The organism is Gilvimarinus sp. 1_MG-2023 (assembly GCF_030548285.1).
The window spans coordinates 1-275 of sequence record NZ_JAUOSC010000955.1; the positions used below are offsets into that span (position 1 = coordinate 1).

The window sequence follows — 275 nt, forward strand, 5'->3', positions numbered from 1 at the left end:
GAGCAGATCAGTAAAGCTGAGCGTGATCATATTCACTTTTATATGGCGACCCGCTCTATTATCTACAAGTTAACCCGAGGTACGGCACCGGATACGGCGCAGATGAACGCCAAAGTGCGGGAGATGATCGCCGAAGCAATTAAAAGTGATGGTGTCGAAGAGATCTTTAAACTGGGTGAAGAAGCATCCACTGGGGATGGTGCGATTGATATTTTTGATGAAGATTATCTAGCCAAGATCGACAAAATCAAACTGCCGAATACCAAGATCAAACT

1 protein-coding gene is annotated in these 275 nt (G+C 44.7%); it reads left to right on the plus strand.

Going from position 1 to position 275, the window contains the following annotated elements:
* The coding region (locus Q4563_RS19695; protein ID WP_303605721.1) for a type I restriction enzyme endonuclease domain-containing protein at nucleotides 1-275 on the plus strand (275 nt) is incomplete at both ends.